The sequence below is a fragment of the Pseudomonas sp. MPFS genome, assembly GCF_022537035.1.
GTDB lineage: Bacteria > Pseudomonadota > Gammaproteobacteria > Pseudomonadales > Pseudomonadaceae > Aquipseudomonas > Aquipseudomonas sessilinigenes.
The window spans coordinates 1945026-1970655 of the sequence record NZ_CP066123.1; the positions used below are offsets into that span (position 1 = coordinate 1945026).

Genomic DNA, 25630 nt, shown 5'->3' on the forward strand with positions numbered 1-25630 from the left:
GGCCGTTGTCGTTTCTAGCGCCGCTGCAACTTGCGCCGTCGCCATTGGCGGGCGACCCACCAACGCCAATAGAGCATGGTCAGGCAATAGGCCAGGGCCCCCAGTACCAGGCCGGCCACCACCGAACCCAGGAGGAAGGGTTGCCACAGGGTGGACAGCTGGCCGCTGATCCATTCCCAGGTAAGGCTGTCGGGCAGGGTGCGTGGCGGTACGTTCATCAGCCAGGCTCCTAGCTGATAGGTGCAGAAGAACACCGGCGGCATGGTGATTGGGTTGGTCAGCCACACCAGGCTGACGCTGATGGGCATATTGCCCCGCAGCCAGATGGCCAGCACTGCGGCGAGAAGCATCTGCATCGGGATCGGGATGAAGGCGGCGAACAGGCCCACGGCCATGGCCCGTGCCACCGAGTGCCGGTTGAGGTGCCAGAGGTTGGCGTCATGCAGCAGGGTACCGAGAAAGCGTAAGGACTTGTGTTCGCGGATGCTGCTGGGATCTGGCATGTAGCGTCGGAATAAGCGCCGGGGCATAAGGCTTCTCGGTCGGGTCAAGCGGCAATTATGACCGGATTGTAACTAGGGCAAATTCAGACATTGTGACAAATGATAAAGCCGCCTCCCGACATTCTTGGCTAATCCCAGGGTAGGGATTGTCATGGATGGAGTGGCGAATGCGCACAGGGATGCTGGGGTTGGCCGCGGGGCTTCTGGCACTGGGTTTCCTGCCAGCCTTGCCGCCCGCCTGGTGGTTGTGGCCGATGGGGATACTGGCATTGATGATGCTGCCGTTTCGTACACATCCGGTGGCATTTTTCCTGTTCGGCCTGGCTTGGGCGTGCACGTGCGCGCAATGGGCGCTTGATGACCGCCTGGCCTCGCGACTGGATGGGCAGACCCGTTGGCTGGAGGGGAGGGTCGTCGGTTTGCCGGAGAGCGGAACAGGGGTGGTACGTTTCGAGGTGCAGGATGCCCAGGCCCGGCGTGATCGGTTGCCAAGGCGAATGCGCCTGAGCTGGCGTGATGGGCCGCAGGTCAGAAGTGGCGAGCACTGGCGCCTGGCGGTGACCTTGCGGCGCCCGGCGGGCCTGCTCAATCTGCAGGGTTTCGACTACGAAGCCTGGTTGCTGGCCAGGCGGATTGGCGCCACCGGTACGGTCAAGGACGGCCAGCTATTGGCTGCGGCCCGTGGTGCCTGGCGTGATGGCTTGCGCCAGCGGTTATTGGCCGTCGAGGCCCATGGGCGTGCCGGAGGGCTGGCTGCTCTGGTGATGGGGGACGGTTCCGGGTTGGCGCGTGAGGATTGGCAGCTGCTGCAGGACACTGGCACCGTGCACTTGATGGTGATCTCCGGGCAGCACATCAGCCTGTTGGCCGGGGTGGTTTACCTGGCCGTGGCGGGATTGGCACGTCATGGCGCGTGGCCCGAGCGTTGGCCCTGGCTGCCCTGGGCTTGTGCCCTGGCATTCCTCGCGGCCCTGGGTTACGGGCTGCTGGCCGGGTTCGACGTGCCCGTCCAGCGCTCTTGTGTGATGGTGGCGCTGGTCCTGCTCTGGCGCTTGCGCTTTCGTCACCTGGGGGCCTGGTGGCCGTTGTTGCTGGCGCTTGATGCGGTCCTGCTGTTCGAACCCCTGGCCAGCCTGCAACCGGGGTTCTGGTTGTCGTTCGCCGCGGTGGCGATCCTGGTCTTCACCTTCGCCGGGCGCCTGGGGGCATGGCGCTGGTGGCAAGGCTGGAGCCGCGCCCAGTGGTTGGTGGCCATCGGCCTCTTGCCATCGCTACTGGCCCTGGGCCTGCCCATCAGCCTCAGTGGTCCAGTGGCCAATCTGCTGGCCGTTCCCTGGATCAGTTTTCTAGTACTGCCGCCAGCCTTGTTGGGGTGCCTGCTGTTGCCCGTGCCCTATCTGGGAGAGGGAATACTGTGGCTGGCCGGTGGGTTGCTCGACGGGTTGTTTCGTTGGCTGGAGGTGGTGGCCCGATGGTCCCCGGCTTGGATGGCACCCCTGCTTCCCTGGTGGCTCTGGGTCTTGTCCTGCCTGGGTGCTGGCTTGTTGCTGTTGCCTGCTGGTACACCGTTGCGGATTTTCGGCTGGCCCTTGTTGTTGCTGGTGGCCTGGCCACCGCCGCAGCGGGTGCCCTATGGCCAGGCCGAGGTCTGGCAGCTGGATGTGGGGCAGGGATTGTCATTCATCCTGCGTACCAGGGAGCACGCGATGCTGTATGACGCCGGCGCCCGCAGCGGTGATTTCGACCTGGGGGAGCGAGTGGTGGTGCCGACCTTGCATCGGCTGGCCATCCGGCAACTGGACCTGATGCTGCTCAGCCATGCCGATAACGATCACGCCGGAGGTGCCCTGGCGGTGCAGCGGGCGTTGCCGGTGCACCTGGTACGCAGTGGCGAGCCCCGGGAGTTGCCGGCGGCCCTGCAAGCCACACCTTGTGAGTCCGGAGTGAGCTGGCAATGGGATGGCGTGCGTTTCAGCCAATGGCAATGGGCCCACGCCCGTGATGGCAACCAGGCATCCTGCGTGCTGTTGGTCGAGGCGAATGGAGAGCGCCTGCTGCTCACCGGCGATATCGACGTCCAGGCCGAAAGAGCCTTTCTAGACAGTCCGCTGGGGGTGCCTGTGCATTGGCTGCAAGCGCCTCACCACGGTAGCCGGACCTCGTCGTCCAGGGCCTTGTTGCAGCGCCTGGCCCCTGGCGCGGTGCTGATCTCCCGGGGGCGTGGCAATGCCTATGGCCATCCCCACCCGCAAGTGGTGGCGCGTTATCGACGCCAGGGCGTGATCATCTACGACAGCGCCGAGCAGGGGGCACTGAAGCTGCAACTGGGGGCCTTCAGCAAGCCATACAGCGTGCGGGAGCAGCGGCGTTTCTGGCGTGCTCCACCGGCAATGCCTTAAATAACCGTGGGTTATTAAAGCCTCTGAACATGCGACATCACGGTCTTCGGTGCGTCCAGCCCCTATGTTAGAGTGGCGCACTTTTTCGAGGGGGCTGTCACTGTGTGGGAATTGGTCAAATCCGGCGGCTGGATGATGTTGCCGATCATTCTGAGTTCCATCGCTGCCGTGGGCATCATTGCCGAGCGCTTGTGGACCCTGCGAGCCAGCCGTGTCACACCGCCCCATCTGCTGGGCCAGGTCTGGCGCTGGATCAAGGACAAGCAGCTGAACAAGGACAAGCTCAAGGAGTTGCGCGCCGACTCGCCACTGGGTGAGATCCTGGCCGCAGGCCTGGCCAACTCCAAGCATGGCCGCGAGATCATGAAGGAGTGCATCGAGGAGGCGGCTGCCCGGGTCATCCATGAGCTGGAGCGCTACCTCAATGCCCTCGGCACCATCGCCGCCATGGCGCCTTTGCTGGGCCTGCTGGGTACGGTGCTGGGGATGATCGATATCTTCAGTTCGTTCATGGGCTCGGGCATGACCACCAACGCCCATGTACTGGCGGGGGGGATTTCCAAGGCGCTGATCACTACGGCAGCCGGCCTGATGGTGGGTATTCCGTCGGTGTTCTTCCATCGCTTCCTGCAACGCCGGGTCGATGAGTTGGTGGTGGGCATGGAGCAGGAGGCGATCAAGCTGGTCGAGGTGATCCAGGGCGACCGCGATGTCGACCTGGCCGAGGACAAAGCGTGAAGTTCCGTCGCAAACCCCGGGAAACCGTGGATATCAACCTCGCGTCGCTGATCGACGTGGTGTTCATCCTGCTGTTGTTCTTCGTCGTGACCACCACCTTCACCCGAGAAACCGAACTGCGTGTCGACTTGCCGGAGGCGGTCAGCGGTTCGCCCGCCGAGGACCAGCAGGTCAAGCAACTGGATATCGCCATCAGTGCCGATGGCGTGTTCTCGGTGAACAACCAGGTGCTGCCCAAGAGTGACCTGGCGAGCCTGATCGATGCATTGCAGAAGGAATCCGGTGGCGACACCAACCTGCCGCTGTCCATCAGTGCCGACGGCAAGACCCAGCACCAGGCGGTGATCACCGCCATGGACGCCGCTGGCAAGCTCGGTTTCAGCCACTTGCGCATGACTACCGTCGAGGCGGCAACGGCACCCTGATGGCATTTTCCGATCGTCTGTTGGCCGCCTGGTACCAGGGCCATCCCGCGTTGAAACTGTTGCAGCCCCTGGAATGGCTGTATCGCCGTGTCGTGGTGGGCAAGCGCCAGCGCTTCCTGGCGGGCCAGGGCGAGATCTACCAGCCGCCGGTGCCCTTGGTGGTGGTGGGTAATATCACCGTCGGCGGCACTGGCAAGACGCCCTTGATCCTGTGGCTGGTGGAGCATTGCCAGCGCCTGGGCCTGCGGGTTGGGGTCGTCAGCCGTGGGTATGGGGCCAAGCCGCCGCACCTGCCATGGCGCGTCGATGCCCAGGACAGCGCCGAGGTGGCTGGCGACGAGCCGTTGTTGATCGTCCAGCGCTGTGGCGTGCCATTGATGATCGATCCTGATCGCAGTCGCGCGGTGCAGGCCTTGCTGGCCGCGGAACCGCTGGACCTGATCCTGTCCGATGATGGCCTGCAACACTACCGCCTGGCCCGGGACCTGGAGCTGGTGCTGATCGACGCTGCCCGTGGTTTGGGCAATCGCCGTTGCCTGCCGGCCGGGCCGCTGCGTGAGCCGGTGGAGCGCCTGCACAGCGTCGATGCACTGTTGTACAACGGCGCCAACGATGATCGCGACGATGGTTTCGCCTTTCAGCTCCAGCCCTCGGCACTGGTCAACCTGCAAAGCGGCGAGCGTCGCGGCGTTGAGCATTTTGCCCCGGGGCAGGCCGTGCATGCGGTAGCGGGCATCGGCAACCCCCAGCGTTTCTTCAATACCCTTGAAACGCTACACTGGCGACCTGTTCCCCATGCATTTGCCGACCACGCCCAATTCAGTGCGCAGGCCCTGGCTTTCAGCCCGCCATTGCCGTTGGTCATGACTGAAAAAGACGCGGTCAAATGCCGCGGCTTCGCGGCTGCCGACTGGTGGTACCTGGCGGTGGACGCGGTGCCATCACCGGCTTTCGTCGCCTGGTTCGATACCCAGTTGATGCGCCTGCTGCCCGATCGCCTATTGCCTTAACCGCTTTTATCCAGGGAAACCCTCATGGACACCAAACTGCTCGACATCCTGGCCTGCCCGATCTGCAAAGGCCCTCTCAAACTCAGCGCCGACAAGACCGAGCTGATCAGCAAGGGAGCCGGCCTGGCCTACCCGATTCGCGATGGCATTCCGGTCATGCTGGAGAGCGAAGCTCGCACCCTGACCGCCGAGGAGCGCCTGGAGAAATGACCAGCGCCTTCACCGTCGTTATCCCGGCACGTTTTGCTTCCACCCGCCTGCCAGGCAAACCGCTGCAACTGATCGCCGGCAAGCCGATGATCCAGTGGGTCTGGGAGCAGGCCAGCAAGAGCCGCGCCGAGCGTGTGGTCGTGGCCACTGACGATCAGCGCATCGTCGACGCTTGCCGGGGCTTTGGTGCCGAGGCGCTGCTGACCCGTGAGGACCACAACTCCGGTACTGATCGCCTGGCGGAAGTCGCCAGCCAACTGGGCCTGGCGGCAGACGCCATCGTAGTCAACGTCCAGGGCGACGAGCCGCTGATCCCGCCGGCGGTGATCGACCAGGTAGCCGCCAACCTGGCTGCCCATCCCGAAGCGCGCATGGCCACCTTGGCCGAGCCGATCGAGGATGCACAGACCCTGTTCAACCCCAATGTGGTCAAGGTGGTCAGCGACCTCAATGGCCTGGCTTTGACCTTCAGCCGTTCGACCTTGCCCTGGGCTCGGGACGCCTTTGCCCGCAATCGTGAAGAGCTGCCGGCCGGCGTGCCTTATCGCCGCCATATCGGCATCTACGCGTACCGGGCTGGCTTTCTTCACGACTTCGTCAGCTGGGGGCCTTGCTGGTTGGAGAACACCGAGTCCCTGGAGCAGCTGCGGGCCCTGTGGCACGGCGTGCGGATTCATGTAGCCGATGCCCTCGAAGCACCGCCCACCGGCGTGGATACCGCAGAAGACCTGGAGCGCGTCCGGCGCTTGCTGGAGGCTTGATGCAGGTCCTTTTCGTCTGCCTGGGCAATATCTGCCGTTCGCCCACCGCCGAAGGCGTGTTGCGCCACAAGTTGCGCGAGGCCGGCCTTGCAGAGCAGGTGCAGGTCGCATCCGCCGGTACCAGCGACTGGCATGTCGGCAAGGCGCCGGACACCCGTAGCCAACGGGCGGCGCTGCAGCGTGGCTATGACCTGTCGGCACAACGGGCGCAGCAGGTCGGCAGCGCCGACTTCTCGCGCTATGACCTGATCCTCGCCATGGATCACAGCAACCTGCGCAATCTCAAGGCCTTGCAGCCTGCTTTGGGCAAGGCTGAACTGGACCTGTTCCTGCGGCGCTACGAAGCGGTGCGCGACGAGGTGCCAGACCCATACTACGACGGGGAAAAGGGCTTCGAGGAAGTGCTGGACCTGATCGAGGCGGCCTGCGATCGCCTGGTGATCGAATTGAAGGGGCGGTTATGAGCCTGCATGTCCAGTCCGATGTATCCCTCAAGCCGTTCAACAGCTTCGGGGTCGAGGTCAAGGCCCAGTTGTTCGCCCAGGCCCACGACGATGCAGATGTCCGTGAGGCGCTGGCCTATAGCCGTGAGCACCAGGTGCCACTGTTGGTGATCGGCGGTGGCAGCAATCTGCTGCTGACCCAGGATATCCAGGCCCTGGTGCTGCGCATGGCCAGCCGTGGCATCCGCCTGCTCAGCGATGACGGGCAGCGGGTGGTGGTAGAGGCCGAGGCAGGGGAGGCCTGGCATCCCTTTGTTCAGTGGACGCTGGAGCAGGGGTTGTCCGGGTTGGAGAACCTCAGTCTGATCCCCGGTACCGTCGGTGCCGCGCCAATGCAGAACATCGGTGCCTACGGCGTCGAGATCAAGGATGTATTCGCCGGCCTCACGGCGCTCGACCGGCAGACCGGGGAGCTGCGGGACTTCGACCTGGAACAATGCCAGTTCGCCTATCGCGACAGCCTGTTCAAGCGTGAAGCCGGTCGCTGGTTGATCCTGCGGGTGCGCTTTGCCCTGAGTCGGGCCGGGCATTTGCACCTGGAGTACGGTCCGGTGCGCCAGCGCTTGAGCGAGCAGGGGGTCGAGCAGCCCGATGCCCGTGATGTCAGTCGTGCGATCTGCAGCATCCGCAGCGAGAAGCTGCCTGATCCGGCGGTGCTGGGGAACGCGGGCAGTTTCTTCAAGAATCCGGTGGTACCGGCAGAGCTGGCGGAGCAGATCCGCCAGGCTCACCCGGGGTTGGTGGGTTATCCACAGGCGGACGGGCAGGTGAAGCTGGCTGCCGGCTGGTTGATCGAGCAAGCGGGCTGGAAGGGCTTTCGCGAAGCCGACGCCGGAGTTCATCGCCTGCAATCCCTGGTACTGGTCAACTATGGCAGCGCCACGGGGCAGCAGCTGTTGGAGCTGGCACGGCGGATTCAACGAGATATCGCCGAGCGCTTCCAGGTCGAGCTGGAGATGGAGCCCAATCTCTACTAAGTGCGGCTGGCGCTATTGCCAGCCATGATCAAAAGGCCTTGCCCGGCTGACGTTCGGGCAAGGCTTTTTTTTAATTAGGGCTTAACTTAGCAGGCTAAGAATGTGCTTTTGTTATCCCTGAAAGGCCCGTTGAAGCCCTGTCTTCATAAGAGAGCCCGATTAGCCTGAGCCGATCTGCGTGCCCCGCGATCGCGGTGCCGCGCGACAGATGGCTCGACCCCATCACCCTACAGAATGCGGGCGTGCCCATGATTACCCTTAAGCTCAATGGTCAAGATCACCCCCTGGACGTCACCGAGGACATGCCCCTGTTATGGGCCATTCGCGATGTGATCGGCTATAGCGGTACCAAGTTCGGCTGCGGCATGGGCCTGTGCGGCGCCTGTACCATCCATATCGATGGTGATCCGGCACGCAGTTGCATTACCCCCGTAGGCTCGGTCCTGGGCAAGAATGTCAGCACCATCGACAACCTGCACAATGACCCGGTAGGTAAGGTGGTTCAGCAAGCCTGGCTCGATACTGCGGTGGCCCAGTGCGGTTACTGCCAGGGTGGCCAGATCATGTCTGCGACTGCGCTGCTCAAGACCCATCCCAATCCCAGCGATGAACAGATCGAAGAAGCGATGCTCGGTAATATCTGTCGCTGCGGTACCTACAATCGGATCAAGACCGCGATCCGCCAGGCCTCCACTCACTTGCAGGAGGCCAAGGCATGAACCGCTTGCCTAGTGATTTCACACTGAACAACCTCAGTCGCCGGGGGTTCCTCAAGGGCGTGGGCGCCACCGGTGCCCTGGTGCTGGCTGCTAGCTGGGGTTGGCAGGATGCGTTTGCCGAGGACAAGAAGTTCGGTGCCGAAGGCATGCCCCATGGCTGGGTCGACGATCCCAAGGTCTATGTCAGGATCGACGCCGACGGTACGGTGACGGTGATCTGCAATCGCTCGGAAATGGGCCAGGGCGTGCGCACCAGTCTGAGCATGGTGGTGGCTGATGAGCTGGAGGCCGATTGGGCCCGGGTCAAGGTCAAGCAGGCGCCAGGTGACGAAGCGCGCTATGGCAATCAGGACACCGATGGTTCGCGCAGCATGCGCCATTGGTTCGAGCCCATGCGCCGTTGTGGCGCCGCCGCGCGGACCATGCTGGAGCAGGCGGCTGCCGCGCAGTGGCAAGTGCCACTGGCGGAATGCCGGGCGCAGCTGCACAAGGTGGTCCACCAGCCCAGCGGGCGGGAGCTGGGCTATGGCGACCTGGCTGTGGCTGCCGGGGCCCTGGCGGTACCGGCGCGGGACAGCTTGCGCCTGAAGACGGCGTCGCAGTTTCGGTACATCGGCAAGGAAGCGACCCGGGCGATCGATGGCGAGGACATCGTCAATGGCCGTGCGGTGTACGGCGCCGATGTGCACTTCGAAGGCATGCTCTTCGCTACGGTGGCGCGGCCGCCAGTGTATGGCGGCAAGGTCAAGTCCGTGGACGACAGCGCTGCACTGAAAGTACCGGGGGTGATCAAGGTAATCCCCATCGACAGTCGCCCATTGCCTTCGGAGTTCCAGCCTTTGGGCGGAGTGGCGGTGGTGGCGAGCAATACCTGGGCGGCGATCAAGGGGCGCGATGCCTTGAAGATCGAATGGGATGATGGGGCCAACGCCAGCTACAACTCCATCGAGTATCGCAAGGAGCTGGAAGCGGCCGCGCAGAAGCCGGGCAAGGTGGTGCGCAGCACCGGCGATATCGATGGGGCCCTGGGTGGCGCCGACAGCAGCCTGGAGGCTACCTATTACTTGCCACACCTGGCCCAGGCACCCATGGAGCCGATGGTGGCCGTGGCGCGTTTCCAGGAGGGACGCTGCGAAGCCTGGGCGCCGAGCCAGGCACCACAGGTGACGCGCGAGCGGATTGCCGAGCGCCTGGGCATCGGTTTCGATCAGGTCACGGTGAACGTGACATTGCTGGGCGGTGGTTTCGGCCGCAAGTCCAAGCCCGACTTCATTCTCGAGGCGGCGGTCCTGGCCAAGGCTTTTCCCGGCAAGGCGGTACGGGTGCAATGGACTCGTGAGGACGACATCCACCACTCGTACTTCCATACCGTGTCGGCCGAGTACCTCAAGGCCGGGCTGAACAAGGACGGTATGCCCGCGGGTTGGCTGCATCGCACCGTGGCACCGAGCATCACCGCGTTGTTCGCCCCGGGCATGAACCATGAGGCGGCCTTCGAACTGGGCATGGGTTTCACCAACATGGCCTATGCGATCCCCAATGTGCGACTGGAGAACCCGGAGGCGGCGGCCCATACCCGGGTTGGCTGGTATCGCTCGGTCTCGAACATTCCCCACGGTTTCGCGATCCAGAGTTTTGTTGATGAGCTGGCCCACAAGGCCGGCGAGGATCCGTTGAAGTATCAGCTGCGGTTGCTGGGGCCGGATCGGAAGATCGATCCGCGGACCTTGAGCGAGGAGTGGAACTACGGCGAGTCCCCCGAGCGCTACCCCATCGATACCGGGCGCCTGCGTACGGTACTGGAAACCGCGGCGAAAGCCGCTGGCTGGGGCCGTGAGTTGCCCAAGGGGCGTGGCCTGGGGCTGGCGGTGCACTACAGCTTCGTGACTTATGTGGCGGCGGTGATCGAGGTGGAGGTCAAGGCGGATGGCACCTTGATTGTGCACAAGGCCGACATTGCCGTGGATTGTGGTCCGCAGATCAATCCTGAGCGCATCCGCTCGCAGTTCGAAGGGGCCTGCGTCATGGGGCTGGGCAATGCGGTGCTGGGGGAAATCAGCTTCAAGGATGGCAAGGTCCAGCAGGACAATTTCCATATGTACGAAGTGGCGCGCATGTCCCTGGCGCCCCGGGAGGTCCAGGTGCATCTGGTGACGCCACCTGGCGAGGTGCCGCTGGGCGGTGTGGGGGAACCCGGCGTGCCTCCGATTGCCCCGGCGTTGTGCAACGCGATCTTCGCCGCCACTGGCAAGCGTATCCGTAGCCTGCCGGTGCGTTACCAGTTGCAGGGCTGGCAACAGGCGAGCGCTTGATGGACAGCGTCGACCTGAATGTCCTGTGTAGCGTCCTGGAGTGGCGGCGTGCCGGGCACGCGGTAGTGCTGTACAGCGTGGTCCAGACTTGGGGCAGTGCGCCGCGACCGCCCGGGGCCATGTTGGCCCTGCGCGACGATGGCGTGGTGATCGGCTCGGTGTCCGGTGGCTGCATCGAGGACGACCTGATCACTCGCCTGGGAGATGGGCGCCTGCTGCCGGATGGGCCACCGGTGCAACTGGTGACCTATGGCGTGACCCTGGAGGAGGCGGCGCGTTTCGGCTTGCCCTGCGGGGGAACCTTGCGCCTGACCGAGGAGCGGGTTGGGGATCCGGCCTGGGTCGCCGAGCTGCTCGAACGTTGCCAGGCGCACCAGATCGTGGCCAGGGAGCTGGACCTGCGCACTGGAGAGGTGCTGCTCAAAGCGGCGAGTCGCAGTGATGAACTGGCGTTTGATGGGGTGATCCTGCGAGCAATCTATGGGCCGCGCTGGCGCTTGTTGCTGATCGGTGCCGGGCAACTGTCACGCTATGTGGCGCAGATGGCGCGCCTGCTGGATTTCGAAGTACTGATCTGCGATCCGCGCCAGGAGTTTGTACACGGTTGGGAAGCACAGGATGGGCGGTTCGTCGCAGGAATGCCTGACGATGCCGTGCTGAGCATCGAGCCCGACGAGCGCACGGCGGTGGTGGCCCTGACCCATGATCCGCGCCTGGATGACATGGCGTTGCTGACGGCACTGGACTCCCGGGCATTTTATGTGGGCGCCCTGGGGTCCCGGGCCAACAGCCAGAAACGTCGGGACAACCTGGCGTTGCTGGGCCTGTCGGCGCAGTCCATCGAGCGCTTGCACGGACCTGTCGGGTTGCATATCGGCAGCCACACACCGGCAGAGATTGCCTTGTCGCTGCTGGCGGAAATCGTTGCGCTCAAGAATGGCGTCGAGCTGTTGCAGAAGAAGCTGCCGGCGCGGGTGGTGGAGACGGTGAAGTGAACGAGCGGCCCTGTGCAATCATCCTGGCGGGGGGGCAGGGCACGCGCTTTCGTCAGATGGCCGGAGCTGAGAAGGACAAGTTGCTGGCGCCGTGCCGTGGTCGTGACGGGGTAATGCGTCCCGTATTGGAACAGGTGCTGGTGAATTTGCCGGTGCAGGTTGAGCGACGAGTGCTGGTGACCACGCCGGATCGACCGCAGGTGGTGGAACTGGCGCATGCCTACGGTTGCCAGGTGCTGTTGCTGGAGTCCATGGGGATGGGGCATAGCCTGGCTGTGGCAGTGGCTGCTTGTGCCGATGCCAATGGTTGGATGATCTGGTTGGGGGATATGCCCTTTATCCTGCCCGATACTGCTGGCCAGCTGATCGATGCATTGACCGAGGAGAGCATCAGTGTTCCGCGTCTAGGGGCCGAGCTTGGTCATCCGGTGGGGTTTGGGCGATCTTATGGCAACGCATTGCGGGGACTGTCCGGTGATCGTGGTGCTCGCCCTCTGTTCGCTTCGGGCCAAGTGGTCGAGGTGCCGGTGACGGATCCTGGGGTGACCTGGGATGTGGACTTGCCGGAGGCGCTGTTCTATCGAGGTGGTTAAATGATGCAGGCATGAAAAAGCCCCGCCCGGTTACCCGGGCGGGGCTTTTCATTGGCCGGTGGAATCAGGCGAGGGGTTTAGGTTCGTGCTGCTCTTTCTCGGCATGTGCAACGTGCTCGACAGCGCGAGGTGCTTCCTCGTCTGTTGGGGCAGGCTGCTCGATCGCAGGCTCGGCTACCGGAGCCTCAACGACCTCGACAGCTTGTGGTGCCGTCTCGATCACGGCTGGCGCTTCTACCGGAGCAGGCTCGGCAGTCACTTCGGCTTCAGTCGAAGCGGTAGCGGCGGCCAGTTCGGCTTCCTTCTGCAGGCGCTCGGCTTCACGCTTGCGGCGACGCACTTCACGTGGGTCGTTCGGGGCGCGGCCGTTGCTGGTCAGGGCGCTGGCTGGGGTGGCCTCAACCACTGGAGCTGGTGCTTCGACAGCTACGGGGGCTGCAACCGGAGCCGGTTCCTCGGCTTGAGCTGGCTGCTGGGCAACCACGGGCTGTTCGACGACTACCGGTTCGGCCACCGGAGCTGGTGCCGGGGCTTCCTGGGCAGGCTCGATGGCCTTTTCTTCAACCACTGGCTGGGCGATCGGTTCGGCTACCGGCTGTTCGGCGACCACTGGCTGGGCTTGGACTACCACGGCAGGCTCGGTGACCACTTCAACCTTTGGCTGCTCTTCGACTACCGGAGCCGCTTCGACCGCTGGGGCTGCTGGAGCTTCTACCGGGGTGGTGGCTTCAACCACTGGTGCTTCAGGGGCTTTTTCTTCCACGGCAGCAGTCGCACGCTCGGCTTGCTGGTGAGCCTCGGCTTCGGCGCTGGCACTGATGGTGGTGCTGGCAACAGCGGCGGTGACCGCAAGACCGGCAGCCAGGTCGTCGCTGCTTGGCTCTTCGGTATTTTCTTCCGAGCCTTCGATCACGTTACCGTTGGCATCACGCTGGCGCTCGCGACGATTGCTGCGACGGCGCTGGCCGCGGGAACGACGGCGTGGACGCTCGCCATCGGCGTTGTCCTGGCCTTCTTCCTGCAGTTGCTCTTCGTTCGGCAGCACTTCTTCTTCGCTGGCAGCCGCGGCTTGAGCCTGCTCAGTGCGTGGCTGGCGTTCTTCGCGTGGCTGGCGTGGCTGGCGCTCTTCACGAGGCTGGCGGGCCGGACGTTCTTCGGCAACCACGGCGGTTGCGGCAGCTACCGCTGGAGCAGCGTCCAGTGGCTCGCGCAGTTCGCGCACACGCTCTTCGCGCTCGCCGCGTGGCTTGCGTTCTTCACGTGGGGCGCGCGGCTGGCGTTCTTCACGCGGAGCACGTGGCTGGCGCTCTTCACGAGCGGTGGTTGGCGCTTCCTCGCGGGCTTCGCGCAGTTCGCGTGGCTGGCGTTCTTCGCGTGGGGCGCGTTCTTCACGTGGAGCACGCTCTTCGCGAGGCTTGCGCTCTTCATCGCGACGACCGTTGCGATTGCGGCTCTGCTGGCGACCGTTGCGACGCTCTTCGTTGCGGGCAGGTCGCTCGGTTACCGGCTTCTCGACTACAGCTGGAGCTACTGGCTCTTCCTTGGTCGCGAACAGGCTGACCAGGGACTTGACCAGGCCTTTGAACAGGCTTGGCTCGGCAACTGGGGCTGGAGCGGCGACCGGGGCCGCGGCTTCGGTTGGAACCGGGGCGTTGGCGCGGGCCGGAGCCGTCTTCACTGCGGCTTCCTGGCGGACCAGGGTGCGGGTCGCGGCGGCTGGTTGAACCTCCTCGGCCTCGGCAGCGGCAGCGGCGATCTCGTAGCTGGACTGGTTGGTGTTGGCATCCGGGTTGTCATCGCGCAGGCGCTGAACTTCGAAGTGCGGCGTCTCGAGATGGTCGTTCGGCAGAATGACGATACGGGCCCGGGTACGCAGTTCGATCTTGGTGATCGAATTGCGTTTTTCATTGAGCAGGAAGGCGGCAACCGGAATCGGCACTTGAGCGCGGACTTCGGCGGTGCGGTCCTTCAGGGCTTCTTCTTCGATCAGGCGCAGGATCGCCAGGGACAGGGACTCGACGTCACGGATGATGCCGGTGCCGCTGCAGCGTGGGCAGACGATGCCGCTGCTTTCGCCCAGGGATGGACGCAGGCGTTGGCGGGACATCTCCAGCAGGCCGAAGCGCGAAATGCGGCCGATCTGCACGCGGGCACGGTCGGCTTCCAGGCATTCGCGGACTTTTTCTTCCACGGCACGCTGGTTCTTGGCTGGGGTCATGTCGATGAAGTCGATGACGATCAGGCCACCGATGTCACGCAGGCGCAGTTGGCGAGCGATTTCTTCCGCTGCTTCCAAGTTGGTCTGCAGGGCGGTTTCTTCAATGTCGCTGCCTTTGGTGGCGCGAGCCGAGTTGATGTCGATGGACACCAGGGCTTCAGTCGGGTCGATGACGATGGAGCCGCCGGAAGGCAGTTCGACCACGCGCTGGAAGGCGGTCTCGATCTGGCTTTCGATCTGGAAGCGATTGAACAGCGGTACGCTGTCTTCGTACAGCTTGATCTTGCTGGCGTATTGCGGCATCACCTGGCGGATGAAGGTCAGGGCTTCGTCCTGGGCTTCGACGCTGTCGATCAGCACTTCGCCGATGTCCTGGCGCAGGTAGTCGCGGATCGCGCGGATGATGACGTTGCTTTCCTGGTAGATCAGGAATGGTGCGGAACGGTCCTGGGACGCTTCCTTGATGGCGGTCCAGAGTTGCAGCAGGTAGTCCAGGTCCCACTGCATTTCTTCGCTGCTGCGACCCAGGCCGGCGGTGCGGACGATCAGGCCCATGTCGGCAGGAGCCACCAGGCCGTTCAGCGCTTCGCGCAGTTCGTTGCGCTCTTCACCTTCGATGCGGCGGGAGATGCCACCTGCCCGTGGGTTGTTCGGCATCAGGACCAGGTAGCGACCGGCCAGGCTGATGAAGGTGGTGAGGGCAGCGCCCTTGTTGCCACGCTCTTCTTTCTCGACCTGGACGATGACTTCCTGGCCTTCGCTCAGCACGTCCTTGATATTGACGCGGCCTTCGGGGGCTTTCTTGAAGTATTCGCGGGAGATTTCTTTGAGGGGCAGGAAGCCATGGCGCTCAGAGCCGAAGTCGACAAAGGCAGCCTCGAGGCTAGGTTCGATGCGAGTGATACGGCCTTTATAGATGTTGGCTTTTTTCTGCTCGCGAGCACCGGACTCGATGTCCAGGTCGTAGAGGCGCTGGCCATCTACCAGGGCAACACGCAACTCTTCGGGTTGAGTTGCGTTAATCAGCATTCTTTTCATGTAGTACCGTCGGTTTCCGGGCTGCCGGAAACGGCGTTCGGCACACACGACTTCTCACGGTCGGTGTCAGGTGCGTCAGGAGTGGGTGACCACTCGAGTGTCTAGCGAGGTCCGTCCCGTCAGTGACTGGGACGAAGTCGCGACTCACGCGTCCTGCTTGCTGTGGTGACTAAGGCACCGCTTAAGCAAAAGTCTGTCAGGAGGAGGAATCAACCGATAACTGTGGACGGGATGAAGCGTCTTGATAAAGCCTAATGCTACACAGTCCGACGGTTGTGCATCTCCACCCTACACGTATCCCTGATAATTCGGGTGCTGCCGCGCGCAGAATCTGCAGCGGGTTGGCATTTACCGTGAGCTCCGAAGGGGAGATCACGCATTATGGCTAAGGCGTTGTTTCCGCAGTTCTTGCTCGGAGGTTTCAGTTGCTGACTGCACTTTGTGAACTGGCCGTTAATCGCTGCGTAGAAGGCGAGTTAGCACTCTGCTTTCTAGGGTTTCAGGCCTCATGTCACCTGCGCTTGTTACAGCGTCCAACTCTTCCGTTATATAGCGAGAGCTGCGTAGGACGGCCTTGCGTCCTTATGAATTGCGTTGGTCAGGGCCGGCTGTTTGCCGCTCTTCCTCTGTCCAGCCGCTTTTGGCGGCGTTCGCGACTATAGCAGTAATCATTAAGTGCTTCAAATCCATAAAAATTGTTATTATCCGCCCCATGACGACTACTGCCCCCTCGACCCCAGGCGTCCAAATGCTTGAGGTCTCGCCGGAATATGCCGGCCAACGTATTGATAATTTTCTTCTCGCTCGACTCAAAGGCGTGCCTAAGACCTTGATCTACCGCATTTTGCGCAAAGGCGAAGTGCGAGTGAACAAGGGGCGAATCAAGCCTGAGTACAAGTTGCAGGAAGGGGACATCGTGCGCGTGCCACCGGTGCGCGTGCCTGAGCGCGACGAGCCGGTGCCCCTGGCCCAAGGGCTGTTGCAACGCCTTGAAGCGGCGATCGTCTTCGAGGACAAGGCGCTGATTGTGATCAACAAGCCCGCTGGCATTGCCGTACATGGCGGTAGTGGCCTGAACTTCGGGGTGATCGAAGCCTTTCGTCAGTTGCGTCCGGATGCCAAGGAGCTTGAGCTGGTGCATCGGCTCGATCGTGATACCTCCGGCCTGCTGATGATCGCTAAGAAGCGCAGCATGTTGCGCCACTTGCATGCTGCATTGCGTGGCGATGGCGTGGACAAGCGCTACATGGCGCTGGTCCGTGGGCATTGGGCTACTAGCCTGAAACAGGTGCGTGCACCGCTGCTCAAGAGCAACCTGCGTTCCGGGGAGCGCATGGTGGAGGTCAATGAGGAGGGCAAGGAGGCCTTGACGGTATTCAAGGTCCTGCGTCGTTTCGGTGATTTTGCCACCATGGTCGAAGCCAAGCCGGTAACCGGTCGTACTCACCAGATTCGTGTACATACGCTGCATGCCGGGCACTGCATCGCCGGTGACAGCAAGTACGGCGACGACGACTTCACTCGGGAAATCCGTGACCTGGGCGGCAAGCGACTGTTCCTGCATGCCTACATGCTGACGGTACCGCTACCCGACGGTGGCGAATTGAAGTTGCAGGCCCCGGTAGACGAGATGTGGGCCAAGACTGTGGAGCGCCTGAGTGCACCCTGATTACCAACTGCTGATCTTCGATTGGGATGGCACCCTGGCGGACTCCATCGGTCGGATTGTCGAGTCGATGCATGTGTCCGCTGATCGTTCTGGTTTTCCCCGGTGTGATGATTCGGCCGTCAAGGGCATCATCGGGCTGGGTTTGCCAGAGGCGATCCGGACGCTGTATCCCGAGATCGATGACAGGCAGTTGGTGGTCTTTCGTCAGCACTACGCTGATCACTACATCGCGCTTGATGCAGAGCCTTCGCCGCTGTTTACCGGGGTCGTTCAGTCTCTCGAGGCCTTGCGGGTCGAGGGGTATCGGCTGGCTGTTGCGACCGGCAAGGCGCGGCGCGGCCTGGATCGGGTGCTGAAAGCCCATGGCTGGGAAGGGTACTTCGATATCACCCGGGCTGCCGATGAGACGGCCAGCAAGCCGCATCCGCTGATGCTGGAGGAAATCCTTGCTCATTGTGGTGTGGGGCCGCGCCAGGCTTTGATGGTCGGCGATTCGTCCTTTGACCTGTTGATGGCGCGCAATGCCGGTATGGACTCGGTTGCTGTGAGCTATGGTGCCCAGCCTATCGAGGCGTTGCAGGCGCTTGAGCCGCGCCTGTCCATCGATCATTTTCCTCAGTTGCACGCCTGGCTTGGCCAGGGTGCCGGTTAATTTGTTGTTGGGGTGTTACGCATGACCGACGAATGGAAAGCACCAAGCAGCTCCAGTGCAGAAGGTGCCGATGACAAGAGTTGGAAGCTGTTGGAGAAAACCCTGCTGGCTGGTGTCCAGGAGCAGCGTCGTTCACGACGCTGGGGGATTTTTTTCAAGTTGCTGACCTTCGTGTACCTGATCTTGGCGTTGGCATTGTTCACGCCGCTGATGAGCATGGAAAAAAATGCTGCCCGTGGCGGCAGCTACACCGCGGTAATCGATGTGGTTGGCGTGATCGCGGACAAGGAGTCCGCCAGTGCGGACAATATTGTCGGTAGCCTGCGCAATGCGTTTGACGACCCCAAGGTCAAGGGGATCGTCCTGCGGATCAACAGCCCTGGCGGCAGTCCGGTCCAGTCCGGTTATGTCTATGATGAAATCCGTCGATTGCGTGCGCTGCATAAGGACACCAAGGTCTATGCGGTCATTTCCGATCTGGGGGCTTCTGGCGCTTACTACATTGCCAGCGCTGCTGATCAGATCTATGCCGATAAGGCCAGCCTGGTGGGCTCGATCGGAGTGACAGCGGCCGGTTATGGTTTTGTCGGGACCATGGAGAAGCTGGGGGTCGAGCGTCGAACCTATACCTCTGGCGAGCATAAGTCGTTCCTCGATCCGTTCCAGCCGCAAAAGCCTGAAGAGACCCTGTTCTGGCAGGGGGTGCTGGACACCACTCATCGCCAGTTCATTGCCAGCGTCAAGCAGGGGCGGGGTGAGCGTCTCAAGGACAAGGAGCATCCCGAGCTGTTCTCTGGCCTGGTGTGGTCGGGGGAGCAGGCTCTGCAGTTGGGGTTGATCGATGGTTTGGGGAGTACCAGTTCGGTTGCGCGCGATGTGATCGGCGAAAAAGAACTGGTGGACTTCACCGTCCAGGAGTCGCCGCTCGATCGTTTCTCCAAGAGGCTCGGTACCAGCATGGCTGAGCGGATCGCGATGTGGATGGGCTTTCAGGGGCCGGTCTTGCGCTGATCTTGGGTGTTGGATGAAAGCCGGCTTGAATGCCGGCTTTTTGCTGTCTGGTCAGGGGATTTCCACACCTTCGGCCAGCAGCATGTCTATCAGGCGAATCAATGGCAGGCCTATCAGGCTGGTAGCGTCGCAGCCTTCGGTGCTTTGAAAGAGGCTCACTCCGAGGCCTTCGGCCTTGAAGCTGCCGGCACAGTCAAATGGCTGTTCGGCGTGCAGGTAGCGTTCGATGCGCTGGCTGTTGAGTTGACGCATGTTGACTTTGAAGGGGATGCAGTCCGCCTGGCATTGGCCGGTCTGGCTGTTCAGTAGGGCGAGCCCGGTCAGGAAGGTCACGCTCTTGCCGCTGGCATCCAGGAGTTGCTGGCGGGCCTTGGCGAAAGTATGGGGCTTGCCGATGATTCTCTCGCCTAGCACGGCGACCTGGTCCGAGCCGATGATCAGGTGCGTTGGATGGCTGCTGGCAAGTGCCCGGGCCTTTTCCTCGGCCAGGCGCTTGACCAGCTCCGTGGCGCTCTCGTTTGGGCGATGGCTTTCGTCGATGTCCGGGGACGCGCAGGTGAAGGGGAGTTGCAGGCGGGACAGTAGTTCCCGGCGGTAGGTCGAGCTTGAGGCGAGTAATAAAGGCAGCATGCACATCTCCTGGGCAGGCCGGAGATTCTAGCCGGGCGGACAAGTGACGGACAGGGCTGAATTTCCTTTGACATGGCTGGGGGCATCCCTATAATGCTGCGCCTATGTTGAATGACCCGATTCCATCTCACGTTGACCCGCGCAAATTGGCTGATCGTGGCACTACCCTTGAGGGGGAGGTGTTGCTGGCCGATTTGGAGAGACTCTGCGACCCGCTTTCCGACAACGTCGGTACGGTGCAGGCCAAATTCGTTTTCGAGCGCGACGAGCGTAAGTCTGTGGTTATCCACAGTTCTATCGACGTCGAAGTCAAAATGGTTTGCCAGCGTTGTCTTGAGCTGGTCACCCTGCCGATCCACAGCGAATGCAGTTACGCGGTGGTGAAAGAGGGTGCAAATACCCAGTCGTTGCCGAAAGGTTATGACGTGCTGGAACTGGGCGAGGATCCTTTGGATCTGCAGGCGTTGATCGAGGAAGAGCTTTTGCTTGCCCTGCCAATCGTGCCTGCTCATCATCCGGAAGAATGCCAGCAGCCGGACGGGCTCGACGAGCCCGAGCCGAGCGAGGACGAGGTAACGCGGTCCAACCCGTTCAGTGTATTGGCGCAGTTAAAGCGTGACCCAAACGTTTAGGAGTTAATCAATTATGGCTGTTCAGCAGAACAAAAAATCCCGCTCTGCCCGTGACATGCGTCGTTCCCACGATGCTCTCGAGGCTAGCGCTCTGTCCGTAGAAAAAACCACTGGTGAAGTTCACCTGCGTCACCACGTATCGCCAGAAGGCGTATACCGTGGTCGTAAAGTGATCGACAAGGGCGCTGACGAGTAATCCTTGTCCGCTCAAGTCATCGCGATTGACGCAATGGGCGGGGACTTCGGTCCCCGCAGCATTGTTCAGGCCAGTATTGCTTGCCTTTCTGCTACCCCATCGTTGCACCTGACCCTTGTGGGTCAACCCTCCCTCCTTGAAGAACTGTTATCTGGCCAGCCGGCTGTGGATCGCTCGCGCCTGACGATTACCCCTGCGAGCGAGGTGGTCACCATGGACGAGAAACCCTCCCAGGCCCTGCGTGGCAAGCCCGATTCTTCGATGCGGGTGGCGCTTGAGCTGTTGCGCGAGGAAAAGGTCCAGGCCTGTGTCAGTGCCGGTAATACCGGGGCGCTCATGGCGCTGTCGCGCTACGTACTCAAGACCCTGCCCGGTATTGATCGCCCGGCGATGGTGGCTGCCATTCCCACTCAGCGTGGCTACTGCCAATTGCTCGACCTGGGGGCCAACGTCGATTGCAGTGCCGAGCATCTGTTGCAATTCGCCATCATGGGCTCGGTTGCGGCGCAAACCCTGGGCATCGCTCGTCCCCGGGTGGCCTTGCTGAACATCGGCACCGAGGACATCAAGGGTAATCAGCAGGTCAAGCTTGCAGCGAGCCTTTTGCAGCAGGCCCGTGGCTTGAACTACATAGGGTTCGTCGAGGGCGACGGGCTGTATCGTGGTGAGGCCGACGTGGTGGTGTGCGACGGATTCGTCGGCAACATCCTGCTCAAGTCCAGTGAGGGCTTGGCCACCATGATTTCATCCCGTATCGAGGCCTTGTTCAGGCGCAGCCTGCTGTCCAGGGCTGTGGGGGCGCTGGCGTTGCCGTTGATGCGGCGATTGCAGGCCGATCTGGCGCCGGCCCGGCACAACGGCGCAAGCTTTCTCGGGCTGCAGGGCATTGTGGTGAAAAGCCACGGTTCGGCTGGGGTCCAGGGGTTCCAGAGTGCGATTCAGCGAGCGCTGATCGAGATCCAGGAAGATCTGCCGCGTCGCCTGCATGGGCGTCTTGAAGACTTGCTGCTTTAGGCGTTTGGCTCTTGAAATGCTTAAATGTGACCGCTCAGTTCAATTGGCCATCCAACTGTCAGTTTCTTGCGTCCACCTCGGTGTGACGTCAATTCTTCGACGACAAGATCATTAGGGGCTTGTTACATGTCTGCATCCCTCGCATTCGTCTTTCCAGGGCAGGGCTCGCAGTCCCTCGGCATGTTGGCCGAGCTGGGCGCGCAGTACCCGTTGGTCCTCGATACTTTCAAAGAAGCCTCCGATGCTTTGGGCTACGACCTTTGGGCACTGACCCAGGAGGGTCCGCAAGAGCTGCTCAATCAAACCGACAAGACTCAGCCTGCGATCCTCACCGCCTCTATCGCCCTTTGGCGCGTATGGCTGGCTGAGGGTGGTGCGCGGCCGGCTTTCGTTGCCGGTCACAGCCTGGGCGAATACAGCGCGCTGGTTGCTGCTGGTAGCCTGACTTTGGCTGAAGCGGTCAAGCTGGTGGAACGCCGTGGCCAGCTGATGCAGGAAGCTGTGCCGGCAGGCCAGGGCGGCATGGCCGCGATTCTTGGCCTGGATGATGCCGATGTGGTGGCGGCCTGTAACGAAGCTGCCCAGGGTGAAGTGGTTAGCGCGGTGAACTACAACTCTCCGGGCCAGGTTGTAATCGCCGGTGCCAAGGCGGCGGTGGATCGTGCCATCGAAGGCTGCAAGGCGCGTGGCGCCAAGCGCGCCCTGCCTTTGCCGGTCAGCGTGCCATCTCACTGTGAGTTGATGCGTCCGGCGGCTGAGCGTTTTGCCGAATCGATCGCAGCGATCAACTGGCAGGCGCCACAGATCCCGCTGGTGCAGAACGTCAGCGCCGCAGTGGCAGTGGATCTGGACACCCTCAAGCGTGACTTGCTGGAGCAGTTGTACAAACCGGTTCGTTGGGTCGAGTCGGTGCAGACCCTGGCAGCCAGCGGTGCTACCCAATTGGTCGAGTGTGGTCCGGGCAAGGTCCTGGCCGGCCTCAACAAGCGCTGCGCCGAAGGTGTGGCGACCTCTAACCTGAATACCCCAGAAGCTTTCGCTGCCGCGCGCGCAGAGTTGGCCTGAACTAGGAGAAGCTTGCATGAGTCTGCAAGGTAAAGTTGCACTGGTGACCGGCGCCAGCCGCGGTATCGGCCAGGCTATCGCCCTTGAGCTGGGGCGTATGGGCGCTATTGTCGTGGGCACTGCCACTTCTGCCTCGGGTGCCGAGCGTATCGCCGCGACCCTCAAGGAAAATGGTGTCCAGGGCACTGGCCTGGAACTCAATGTCACCAGCGATGAATCCGTGGCTGCGGTGCTGGCCAGCATCACCGAGCAGTTCGGTGCACCGGCTATCCTGGTGAACAATGCCGGTATTACCCGCGACAACCTGATGATGCGGATGAAAGACGACGAGTGGTACGACGTGGTCGATACCAACCTCAATAGTCTGTATCGCCTGTCCAAGGGTGTACTGCGCGGCATGACCAAGGCTCGCTGGGGCCGAATCATCAATATTGGTTCGGTTGTGGGTGCCATGGGTAACGCAGGCCAAGTAAACTACGCCGCCGCCAAGGCTGGCCTGGAAGGTTTCAGCCGCGCCCTGGCGCGAGAAGTGGGTTCAAGGTCGATCACCGTGAACGCGGTCGCTCCCGGTTTTATCGATACCGATATGACCCGTGAGCTGCCAGAAGCGCAGCGTGAAGCCCTGCAGGCACAGATTCCGCTGGGTCGTCTGGGGCAGGCCCAAGAGATCGCGCAAGTGGTCGCTTTCCTGGCCTCCGACGGTGCGGCATACGTTACTGGGGCTACAATCCCGGTCAACGGCGGGATGTACATGTGAGTCAAATGTGACGGATTGCTTCAAAAAAATGTCATACGAGCTGTCTAAAATCCGTTATAAAGCTGCAATCTATTTATAGGCAGATGGCCAAAGGGTTTGAGGGGTAAAGCTTTCGGTTGAAAAGCTGAAAAGCCTTTCTATACACTTACCCACTGGCCAGCTGCCTGAATTTGTCCATTAGGAGTGAAAACAAGGTATGAGCACCATCGAAGAGCGCGTCAAGAAAATCGTTGCTGAGCAACTGGGCGTTAAAGAAGAAGAAGTTGTTAACACCGCTTCCTTCGTTGAAGACCTGGGTGCCGACTCCCTTGACACCGTTGAGCTGGTGATGGCTCTGGAAGAGGAATTCGAGACCGAAATTCCTGACGAAGAAGCTGAGAAGATCACTACCGTTCAAGCAGCTATCGACTACGTTAACAGCCATCAGGCTTAATCGTTTGTAGTCGTCTTTTGCTGTCATGGAAAAACCGCACTGCCGTCACGGCGTGCGGTTTTTTCTTTAGGCCTGATGCAAAGCGTCGTCATTAGAAAAAGGAGAGTGCTGTGTCGCGTAGACGCGTCGTAGTCACCGGTATGGGTATGTTGTCGCCACTGGGTACTGATGTACCGAGCAGCTGGCAGGGCATTCTGGCTGGCCAAAGTGGCATCGGTCTGATCGAACACACCGACCTTTCTGCCTATTCCACCCGTTTTGGCGGCTCGGTAAAGGGCTTCAATGTCGAGGAATACCTGTCGGCCAAAGAGGCCCGCAAGCTCGACCTGTTCATTCAATACGGCCTGGCGGCCGGATTCCAGGCGGTGCGCAATGCGGGCCTGGAAGTCACCGACGCCAACCGTGATCGCATTGGCGTGGCCATGGGCTCGGGTATTGGCGGTCTGACCAATATCGAGGAAACCAGCCGCACCTTGCACGATTCCGGCCCGCGGCGGATTTCCCCGTTCTTCGTGCCCGGCTCGATCATCAATATGATTTCCGGCTTCCTGTCCATTCACCTGGGGCTCCAGGGGCCGAACTACGCCATTTCCACGGCGTGTACCACGGGTACCCACTGCATCGGCATGGCTGCGCGCAATATTGCTTACGGCGAAGCCGACGTGATGATTGCCGGCGGCGCCGAGATGGCTGCTTGCGGCCTGGGCATGGGCGGCTTCGGGGCATCCCGTGCACTGTCGACTCGCAACGACGAGCCTACCCGCGCCAGCCGTCCATGGGACAAGGGGCGTGATGGTTTCGTGCTGTCTGACGGCTCCGGAGCCCTGGTCCTGGAGGAACTGGAGCATGCCAAGGCGCGCGGCGCCACCATCTATGCCGAGTTGATCGGCTTTGGCATGAGCGGCGACGCCTATCACATGACATCACCGCCCGCAGACGGCGCCGGTGCAGCTCGCTGCATCGCCAACGCCCTGCGCGACGCGAAGATCAATGCCGATCAGGTGCAGTACATCAATGCCCATGGTACTTCGACGCCTGCTGGTGACCTGGCGGAAGCCGAAGCGATCAAGAGTGTGTTCGGCGACCACGCCTACAAGCTCGCGGTCAGCTCCACCAAGTCCATGACTGGCCACCTGTTGGGTGCCGCCGGGGCGATCGAGGCGATCTTCAGTGTGCTGGCGATCAACAGCCAGGTCGCACCGCCCACCATCAACCTGGATGAGCCGGACGAAGGCTGCGACCTGGATTTCGTGCCGCACACTGCGCGCAGCATGGATATCGATGTCGTGCTGTCCAACTCCTTCGGTTTTGGTGGGACCAACGGCTCCCTGGTATTCCGTCGGTTTTCCGAGTGATGCACAGCTGGGTCGACGGTCGTCCGGCTGACGCTCTGTCGCTCAAGGACCGTGGCCTGGCCTACGGCGATGGTCTGTTCGAGACCATCGCCGTCAGATCCGGCAAGCCGCTGCTGCTCGAGCGGCACTTGCAGCGTCTGGCCGAAGGCTGCCGGCGCCTGGCCCTGGTGACGGATCCGGAGCTGGTGCGCAGCGAAGTGCTGGCCTATGCCCAAGCCCTGGGCGAAGGGGTACTCAAGCTGATCCTGACCCGGGGCGATAGCCTGCGGGGCTACGCGGCCGATCCTGCGGCGCCGGCGCGGCGGATCCTCCAGGGCGGTGCCTTGCCGGCCTACCCGGCGGCCCATGCCGCACAAGGGGTTCAGCTGTTTCCTTGCTCCACGCGCTTGTCCGAGCAGCCCTTGCTGGCTGGTCTCAAGCATCTCAATCGCCTGGAGCAGGTCCTGGCCCGAGCCGAATGGCGCGACAGTGACCACGCCGAAGGCCTGATGCTCGATGGCGCCGGGCACGTGATCGAGGGCGTGTTCAGCAATCTGTTCCTGGTCGCTGGAGGGCAGCTACTGACGGCGGATCTGAGCCGTTGTGGCGTGGCCGGGGTGATGCGTGGCGAAATCCTCGCCCAGGCCCAGCTGCAAGGCATTCCCGTAGCGATCACCGACATCAGTCTTGAGCAGTTGCACCAGGCTGATGAAGTCTTTGTCTGCAACAGTGTCTATGGCATCTGGCCGGTACTGTGCTGCGCCGGGATGCGCTGGTCGGCAGGACCGCTCACCCGTAAACTGCAGGGCATTACCCGCGCACTACTGGATGCTTGA

General features: G+C 62.0%; 26 protein-coding genes. 23 read left to right on the plus strand and 3 right to left on the minus strand.

What is annotated here, in order from left to right; genetic code table 11:
* Positions 1 to 14: 14 nt before the first annotated feature.
* The gene (locus tag I9018_RS09060) at positions 15 to 530 is read right to left on the minus strand and encodes a DUF2062 domain-containing protein (protein ID WP_124346166.1); all 516 of its coding nucleotides are present in this window, start codon (positions 528 to 530) and stop codon (positions 15 to 17) included.
* 140 nt (positions 531 to 670) lie between these two features.
* Between I9018_RS09060 and I9018_RS09065 the strand changes: the two genes are divergently transcribed.
* From I9018_RS09065 to I9018_RS09120, 12 genes are all read left to right on the plus strand, one after another.
* Entirely contained in the window at positions 671 to 2902 is a 2232-nt protein-coding gene (locus I9018_RS09065) for a DNA internalization-related competence protein ComEC/Rec2 (protein WP_241109232.1), read from the plus strand.
* A 102-nt stretch (positions 2903 to 3004) separates the two neighbouring features.
* Positions 3005 to 3640 carry a MotA/TolQ/ExbB proton channel family protein gene (locus I9018_RS09070; protein ID WP_068577997.1) on the plus strand — a complete coding sequence of 212 codons (636 nt, stop codon included), beginning with the start codon at positions 3005 to 3007 and terminating at the stop codon, positions 3638 to 3640.
* Positions 3637 to 4065 (plus strand): biopolymer transporter ExbD, encoded by a 429-nt coding sequence (locus tag I9018_RS09075; RefSeq protein WP_068577995.1) that lies wholly within the window; start codon positions 3637 to 3639, stop codon positions 4063 to 4065. Before I9018_RS09070 ends, I9018_RS09075 begins: the two co-directional genes overlap by 4 nt.
* Positions 4065 to 5075 carry a tetraacyldisaccharide 4'-kinase gene (gene lpxK / locus I9018_RS09080; RefSeq protein WP_241109233.1) on the plus strand — a complete coding sequence of 337 codons (1011 nt, stop codon included), beginning with the start codon at positions 4065 to 4067 and terminating at the stop codon, positions 5073 to 5075. Before I9018_RS09075 ends, lpxK begins: the two co-directional genes overlap by 1 nt.
* 24 nt (positions 5076 to 5099) lie before the next feature.
* Positions 5100 to 5285 (plus strand): Trm112 family protein, encoded by a 186-nt coding sequence (locus I9018_RS09085; RefSeq protein WP_056836870.1) that lies wholly within the window; start codon positions 5100 to 5102, stop codon positions 5283 to 5285.
* A complete protein-coding gene (gene kdsB / locus I9018_RS09090) occupies positions 5282 to 6046 on the plus strand; it encodes a 3-deoxy-manno-octulosonate cytidylyltransferase (protein ID WP_068577991.1) in 765 nt (254 codons plus the stop codon). The genes I9018_RS09085 and kdsB overlap by 4 nt, the downstream gene beginning before the upstream one ends.
* Positions 6046 to 6510 carry a low molecular weight protein-tyrosine-phosphatase gene (locus I9018_RS09095; RefSeq protein WP_068577989.1) on the plus strand — a complete coding sequence of 155 codons (465 nt, stop codon included), beginning with the start codon at positions 6046 to 6048 and terminating at the stop codon, positions 6508 to 6510. The genes kdsB and I9018_RS09095 overlap by 1 nt, the downstream gene beginning before the upstream one ends.
* A complete protein-coding gene (gene murB, locus I9018_RS09100; RefSeq protein ID WP_241109234.1) occupies positions 6507 to 7526 on the plus strand; it encodes a UDP-N-acetylmuramate dehydrogenase in 1020 nt (339 codons plus the stop codon). Before I9018_RS09095 ends, murB begins: the two co-directional genes overlap by 4 nt.
* A 248-nt stretch (positions 7527 to 7774) precedes the next feature.
* Positions 7775 to 8245 (plus strand): (2Fe-2S)-binding protein, encoded by a 471-nt coding sequence (locus I9018_RS09105; RefSeq protein WP_068577985.1) that lies wholly within the window; start codon positions 7775 to 7777, stop codon positions 8243 to 8245.
* On the plus strand, positions 8242 to 10557 hold the full coding sequence (locus I9018_RS09110) for a xanthine dehydrogenase family protein molybdopterin-binding subunit (RefSeq protein WP_241109235.1): 2316 nt from the start codon (positions 8242 to 8244) through the stop codon (positions 10555 to 10557). The genes I9018_RS09105 and I9018_RS09110 overlap by 4 nt, the downstream gene beginning before the upstream one ends.
* A complete protein-coding gene (locus I9018_RS09115; protein ID WP_241109236.1) occupies positions 10557 to 11552 on the plus strand; it encodes an XdhC family protein in 996 nt (331 codons plus the stop codon). Before I9018_RS09110 ends, I9018_RS09115 begins: the two co-directional genes overlap by 1 nt.
* On the plus strand, positions 11549 to 12145 hold the full coding sequence (locus tag I9018_RS09120) for a nucleotidyltransferase family protein (protein WP_241109237.1): 597 nt from the start codon (positions 11549 to 11551) through the stop codon (positions 12143 to 12145). Before I9018_RS09115 ends, I9018_RS09120 begins: the two co-directional genes overlap by 4 nt.
* Positions 12146 to 12209: 64 nt before the next feature.
* Here I9018_RS09120 and rne read toward each other — a convergent pair whose 3' ends face one another.
* Positions 12210 to 15401 carry a ribonuclease E gene (gene rne / locus I9018_RS09125; protein ID WP_241109238.1) on the minus strand — a complete coding sequence of 1064 codons (3192 nt, stop codon included), beginning with the start codon at positions 15399 to 15401 and terminating at the stop codon, positions 12210 to 12212.
* A gap of 712 nt (positions 15402 to 16113) precedes the next feature.
* Here rne and rluC point away from each other — a divergent pair.
* The 3 genes from rluC to sppA are packed head-to-tail and all read left to right on the plus strand — an operon-like array spanning position 16114 to position 18733.
* Positions 16114 to 17070: a 23S rRNA pseudouridine(955/2504/2580) synthase RluC gene (gene rluC / locus I9018_RS09130; RefSeq protein ID WP_068577974.1), complete on the plus strand. Its 957-nt coding sequence runs from the start codon at positions 16114 to 16116 to the stop codon at positions 17068 to 17070.
* Complete coding sequence (locus I9018_RS09135) at positions 17060 to 17722, plus strand: HAD-IA family hydrolase (protein WP_241109239.1); 663 nt, start codon at positions 17060 to 17062, stop codon at positions 17720 to 17722. Before rluC ends, I9018_RS09135 begins: the two co-directional genes overlap by 11 nt.
* A 21-nt stretch (positions 17723 to 17743) precedes the next feature.
* Complete coding sequence (gene sppA, locus I9018_RS09140) at positions 17744 to 18733, plus strand: signal peptide peptidase SppA (protein WP_241109240.1); 990 nt, start codon at positions 17744 to 17746, stop codon at positions 18731 to 18733.
* Positions 18734 to 18784: 51 nt separating this feature from the next.
* Here the strand turns inward: sppA and I9018_RS09145 are convergent, their stop codons facing one another.
* Positions 18785 to 19363, minus strand: a complete 579-nt coding sequence (locus I9018_RS09145; protein ID WP_241109241.1) for a nucleoside triphosphate pyrophosphatase — start codon at positions 19361 to 19363, stop codon at positions 18785 to 18787.
* A gap of 104 nt (positions 19364 to 19467) precedes the next feature.
* On the opposite strand from I9018_RS09145, the gene I9018_RS09150 reads away from it, so the two are divergent.
* The 8 genes from I9018_RS09150 (at position 19468) to pabC (ending at position 25630) form a co-directional block, all read left to right on the plus strand.
* Complete coding sequence (locus I9018_RS09150; RefSeq protein ID WP_068577967.1) at positions 19468 to 19995, plus strand: YceD family protein; 528 nt, start codon at positions 19468 to 19470, stop codon at positions 19993 to 19995.
* A 13-nt stretch (positions 19996 to 20008) separates the two neighbouring features.
* Positions 20009 to 20191: a 50S ribosomal protein L32 gene (gene rpmF / locus I9018_RS09155; protein ID WP_010447173.1), complete on the plus strand. Its 183-nt coding sequence runs from the start codon at positions 20009 to 20011 to the stop codon at positions 20189 to 20191.
* 3 nt (positions 20192 to 20194) lie between these two features.
* Positions 20195 to 21205 carry a phosphate acyltransferase PlsX gene (gene plsX / locus I9018_RS09160; protein ID WP_083235822.1) on the plus strand — a complete coding sequence of 337 codons (1011 nt, stop codon included), beginning with the start codon at positions 20195 to 20197 and terminating at the stop codon, positions 21203 to 21205.
* A 126-nt stretch (positions 21206 to 21331) separates the two neighbouring features.
* Complete coding sequence (gene fabD / locus I9018_RS09165; protein ID WP_241109242.1) at positions 21332 to 22270, plus strand: ACP S-malonyltransferase; 939 nt, start codon at positions 21332 to 21334, stop codon at positions 22268 to 22270.
* A 16-nt stretch (positions 22271 to 22286) separates the two neighbouring features.
* Positions 22287 to 23027 carry a 3-oxoacyl-ACP reductase FabG gene (fabG, locus tag I9018_RS09170; protein WP_241109243.1) on the plus strand — a complete coding sequence of 247 codons (741 nt, stop codon included), beginning with the start codon at positions 22287 to 22289 and terminating at the stop codon, positions 23025 to 23027.
* Positions 23028 to 23223: 196 nt separating this feature from the next.
* A complete protein-coding gene (gene acpP / locus I9018_RS09175) occupies positions 23224 to 23460 on the plus strand; it encodes an acyl carrier protein (protein WP_004884578.1) in 237 nt (78 codons plus the stop codon).
* A 110-nt stretch (positions 23461 to 23570) separates the two neighbouring features.
* Entirely contained in the window at positions 23571 to 24815 is a 1245-nt protein-coding gene (gene fabF, locus I9018_RS09180) for a beta-ketoacyl-ACP synthase II (RefSeq protein ID WP_068577959.1), read from the plus strand.
* A complete protein-coding gene (gene pabC / locus I9018_RS09185) occupies positions 24815 to 25630 on the plus strand; it encodes an aminodeoxychorismate lyase (protein ID WP_241109244.1) in 816 nt (271 codons plus the stop codon). The genes fabF and pabC overlap by 1 nt, the downstream gene beginning before the upstream one ends.

Bases quoted from the DNA above. Each gene is read 5' to 3' on its own strand.
- sppA (WP_241109240.1), top strand. From the start codon at position 17,744: ATGACCGACGAATGGAAAGCACCAAGCAGCTCCAGTGCAGAAGGTGCC.
- fabG (WP_241109243.1), top strand. From the start codon at position 22,287: ATGAGTCTGCAAGGTAAAGTTGCACTGGTGACCGGCGCCAGCCGCGGT.
- murB (WP_241109234.1), top strand. From the start codon at position 6,507: ATGAGCCTGCATGTCCAGTCCGATGTATCCCTCAAGCCGTTCAACAGC.
- I9018_RS09095 (WP_068577989.1), top strand. From the start codon at position 6,046: ATGCAGGTCCTTTTCGTCTGCCTGGGCAATATCTGCCGTTCGCCCACC.
- pabC (WP_241109244.1), top strand. From the start codon at position 24,815: ATGCACAGCTGGGTCGACGGTCGTCCGGCTGACGCTCTGTCGCTCAAG.
- I9018_RS09145 (WP_241109241.1), bottom strand. From the start codon at position 19,363: ATGCTGCCTTTATTACTCGCCTCAAGCTCGACCTACCGCCGGGAACTA.
- I9018_RS09085 (WP_056836870.1), top strand. From the start codon at position 5,100: ATGGACACCAAACTGCTCGACATCCTGGCCTGCCCGATCTGCAAAGGC.
- kdsB (WP_068577991.1), top strand. From the start codon at position 5,282: ATGACCAGCGCCTTCACCGTCGTTATCCCGGCACGTTTTGCTTCCACC.
- rne (WP_241109238.1), bottom strand. From the start codon at position 15,401: ATGAAAAGAATGCTGATTAACGCAACTCAACCCGAAGAGTTGCGTGTT.
- I9018_RS09150 (WP_068577967.1), top strand. From the start codon at position 19,468: ATGTTGAATGACCCGATTCCATCTCACGTTGACCCGCGCAAATTGGCT.
- lpxK (WP_241109233.1), top strand. From the start codon at position 4,065: ATGGCATTTTCCGATCGTCTGTTGGCCGCCTGGTACCAGGGCCATCCC.
- I9018_RS09105 (WP_068577985.1), top strand. From the start codon at position 7,775: ATGATTACCCTTAAGCTCAATGGTCAAGATCACCCCCTGGACGTCACC.
- I9018_RS09065 (WP_241109232.1), top strand. From the start codon at position 671: ATGCGCACAGGGATGCTGGGGTTGGCCGCGGGGCTTCTGGCACTGGGT.
- I9018_RS09060 (WP_124346166.1), bottom strand. From the start codon at position 530: ATGCCCCGGCGCTTATTCCGACGCTACATGCCAGATCCCAGCAGCATC.
- rluC (WP_068577974.1), top strand. From the start codon at position 16,114: ATGACGACTACTGCCCCCTCGACCCCAGGCGTCCAAATGCTTGAGGTC.
- I9018_RS09110 (WP_241109235.1), top strand. From the start codon at position 8,242: ATGAACCGCTTGCCTAGTGATTTCACACTGAACAACCTCAGTCGCCGG.
- I9018_RS09115 (WP_241109236.1), top strand. From the start codon at position 10,557: ATGGACAGCGTCGACCTGAATGTCCTGTGTAGCGTCCTGGAGTGGCGG.
- rpmF (WP_010447173.1), top strand. From the start codon at position 20,009: ATGGCTGTTCAGCAGAACAAAAAATCCCGCTCTGCCCGTGACATGCGT.
- fabD (WP_241109242.1), top strand. From the start codon at position 21,332: ATGTCTGCATCCCTCGCATTCGTCTTTCCAGGGCAGGGCTCGCAGTCC.
- acpP (WP_004884578.1), top strand. From the start codon at position 23,224: ATGAGCACCATCGAAGAGCGCGTCAAGAAAATCGTTGCTGAGCAACTG.